Origin of the sequence: Peterkaempfera griseoplana, from assembly GCF_001418575.1 — a bacterium.
GTDB classification, from domain to species: domain Bacteria; phylum Actinomycetota; class Actinomycetes; order Streptomycetales; family Streptomycetaceae; genus Peterkaempfera; species Peterkaempfera griseoplana.
The window spans coordinates 1-3,465 of sequence record NZ_LIQR01000630.1 but is presented as its reverse complement, the minus strand read 5'-3'; the positions used below and the strand labels follow the sequence as shown (position 1 = coordinate 3,465).

3 protein-coding genes are annotated in these 3,465 nt (G+C 72.5%); all 3 read left to right on the top strand.

Going from position 1 to position 3,465, the window contains the following annotated elements; translation table 11 throughout:
- Nucleotides 1-1,046: class I adenylate-forming enzyme family protein (locus AOK09_RS34390; RefSeq protein WP_055591135.1), on the top strand; the 1,046-nt coding region annotated here is incomplete at its 5' end.
- Nucleotides 1,043-2,506, top strand: a complete 1,464-nt coding sequence (locus AOK09_RS34385) for a condensation domain-containing protein (protein WP_055591134.1) — start codon at nt 1,043-1,045, stop codon at nt 2,504-2,506. The genes AOK09_RS34390 and AOK09_RS34385, both read left to right, overlap by 4 nt.
- Nucleotides 2,503-3,414, top strand: coding sequence for a thiamine pyrophosphate-dependent dehydrogenase E1 component subunit alpha (locus AOK09_RS34380; protein WP_055591133.1), 912 nt, complete (start codon nt 2,503-2,505; stop codon nt 3,412-3,414). Before AOK09_RS34385 ends, AOK09_RS34380 begins: the two co-directional genes overlap by 4 nt.
- Nucleotides 3,415-3,465 lie beyond the last annotated feature (51 nt).

Genomic DNA, 3,465 nt, shown 5'->3' with positions numbered 1-3,465 from the left:
GGGGTGTGGTGGAGTTGCCGGGGGCGGGTGAGGTGGCGCAGATCCTGTACACCTCGGGGACGACGGGGCGTCCCAAGGGGGTCGCTGCGACCCATGGCAATCTGGCGTACGGCTGGGGTGGGCGGCGCCGGCCGTTCGCGCACTCGCGGTATCTGGCGCACGCGTTCCCGATCGGGACCAACGCGGGGCAGTGGATGCTGGCCAACGCCGTGGGGGCGCACCCGGCGGTGGTGACGCTGGGGCGGTTCACCCCGGGCCGTTTCGCCAGGATGATCGAGCAGTACCGGGCCGGGACGGTGTTCCTGGTGCCCACGATGGCGATCGAGTTGCTGGCGGCGGGCGCGCACACCAAGGCCGACCTGTCGAGTGTGCTGCTGCTGGGTTCGGCGGCGGCGCCGCTGCCGGGCACGGTCGCCGCGCAGCTGACCGCGGCCTTTCCCCGGGCGACGATCGCCAACTACTACACCTCCACCGAGGCCGCTCCAGCACAGACGGTGATGCTGTACGACCCGGCGCGCCCGTCCAGTGTCGGCAGGCCGGCGTCGGGTGGGGCCGTGCGGGTCGCCACCGCGGAGGGTGAGCCGCTGCCCGCGCACACCACCGGTGAGGTGTGGATGCGGTCCCCGACGGCCAGCCGCAGCTACTACGGCGACAGCGCCGGGACGGACACGGTCTTCCGGGACGGCTGGGCGCGGATGGGTGACCTGGGTTATCTGGACGACGAGGGTTATCTGCATCTGGTCGACCGGGAGAGCGACGTCATCAAGTCCGGTGCGCACAAGGTCTCCACGCTGCATGTGGAGGAGGTGGTCTACGGGTGTTCGGGGGTGGTGGAGGCGGCGGCGTTCGGGGTGCCGCATGCCGCGCTGGGCAAGGCGGTCGCCGTCGCCGTGGTGGGTCCGGTCGACCACGCCGCCCTGCGGACCTTTCTCCGGGACCGCCTGGCACCCCATGAAATGCCGCACCACCTCCTCACGCTCGACGCACTGCCCCGCAACCACGGTGGCAAGGTCGACAAACGCGCACTCAGAGAGGTCGTCCTTTGAGCCAGCTCTCCTTCACCCAGCACGGGATGTGGATCGCCGCACGCATGGGCGCCGCAACCGCGTACCACATGCCCGTCGTGATCAGCCTCGCCGGAGCCCCCGACCGCAGCGCGCTCGCCAAGGCGTGCGCCGCCGTCGTCGAGCGGCATCCGCTGCTGGGAAGCGCCGTGCGGGAGAGCGACGGTGAACCCCGGCTGGTGCCCGCGGCGGAGCCGCCCGTGCTGGAGTCGGCGGACTCGATCGAAGAGGTCGTCACCCGTCCCTTCGACCTCGGCGCAGGCCCCCTGGTGCGCTTCGCGCTGGTGGGCGGGCGGACCCTGGTGGCCGTCGCCCACCATCTGGTCTTCGACGGGCACTCCAAGGACCTGCTGGTCGCCGACCTGGCCGCCTACTACCGGGGCGACACCCCCGAGGAGCTGGTGCCCCGCGACCACGCGGGCGCCCAGCGCGACCGGGTGACGGCCCGGATGGAGGAGGCCGCCGGGTTCTGGGCGCAGCGCTGGCACGAGCCGGCCGACACCGCGGTCGCCGGTGAGGTACTGCACTCACGCGGAGCCGCCGACGGGGAGGTGCTGGAGTTCCCGCTGGAGATACCCGGCCTCGACGGGGTGACGCCGTTCGAGGTGCTGGTGGCCGCGGTCCACACACTGCTGGGCTCCTACGGGAACCCGGAGGTGGTCACCGCCCTGGACCTCTCCACCCGCACGGAGGCGGAGGCCGGCCACATCGGCCCCCATGTCAATGAGCTGCCGCTGTTCTCCCGGCCGTCCGCCGGGACGCCCTTTGCGCAGTTCGCCGCCGAGCTGCGCACCGAACTGCGGGAGCTCTACCGCTTCCGTGAGGTGCCGCTCGCCCGGGCGGTCCCGGGCATCCGTCCGCATGCGGCGCTCGCCCCGGTGTCGATCAGCTATCGGCGCCTGCCGGAGGTGGCGAGCCCGCTGGGCGACGTGCAGTGGCTCGCCTTCAACCACAGCGTCCGGGGTGCCCTGCAGCTGCAGATCGCCCACGGGCCGCAGGGCGCCCTCGCCAGCCTGCGCCACGACCCGCTGGAGCTGTCCGACGCCGGTCGCTTCGCCGACGACCTGACCCGGCTGCTCGCGGCGGTCGCCCGGGAACCCGGGCGACCGCTGGGCGAGCTGGCGGACTTCTCGTCCGGGCCGCTCCGGGCCGCCCGTACGCCGGAGACCGTCGCCCCGGCGGCGCCTGCCCCGGCGGCGCACGACTCGGCGACGGCGGCTGCCGGCGACCCGCTGGTCGAGGAGGTCCGTACGATCTGGGAGCAGGTGCTGGAGCTGACACCCGTCGGGCTGGACGACGACATCTTCGATCTGGGCGGACACTCGCTGACGATCACTCAGATCATCGCGCGGATGCAGCAGCAGCTGGGGCTGGAGATCGGACTGGACGACTTCTTCGACAACCCCACCATCGCGGGCGTCGTCGCCGTGGCCAGACGGTGAGCGCCGTCGCGGCGCTGCCGGACGAGGCTGCGGTCCTGGATCCGTCGGACGACGATCTGTTGCTGATGCTGACCATCCGGGCGTTCGAGCTGAAGCTGCTGGAGCTGTTCGGCAGGGGGATGCTCAACGGGACCACGCACACCTGCCTGGGGCAGGAGTACATCCCGGTGGCGATGGAGGGGTTGCTGCGTCCGGGGGACCATGTCTTCAGCAACCATCGGGGGCACGGTCACTACCTGGCCCGGCACCGGGACCCGGAGGGCCTGCTCGCGGAGATCATGGGCCGTGCGGGCGCTGTGTGCGGCGGGGTCGGCGGCAGCCAGCACATCCGCCGGGAACGCTATGTGTCCACCGGTGTGCAGGGGGAGAGCCTGCCGGTGGCCTGCGGTGTGGCGCTGCATCTGAAGCGGGCCGAGCCCGGCGCCCTGGCGTGTGTGTACATCGGCGACGGCACCTTCGGCGAGGGCGCGGTCTACGAGGCGCTCAACCTCGCGTCGTTGTGGGGGCTGCCGCTGCTGGTGGTGGTGGAGAACAACGGCATCGCGCAGTCCACTCCCACCAGCGCGCATCTGGCGGGCAGCATCGCCGGGCGGGCCGCGGCCTTCGACGTGCCCTACCGGCACACCGACTCGGTGGACGTCGACGAGATCCGTACGCTGCTCGCGCCCGCGGTGGAGGCGGTGCGCGAGGGGGCTCCGCTGGTGGCGGAGTTCGCCACGCAGCGCCTGGGTCCGCACAGCAAGGGCGACGACACCCGCCCCGCCGAAGAGGTGGCAGGACTGCGGGAGGCCGGCTGGTATGCGCGCTGCGCGGCGCGGTTCCCCGAGCGGTTGCGGCGGCTGGAGGAGCAGGCGCGGGCCCGGGTGGACGCGGTGGCCGCGGACGTGACCGCCAGGGGGCTGTCATGAGGGTGGCGGAGAACCTGAATGCGGCGTTGTACGGCGCGTTGGAGAGCACGC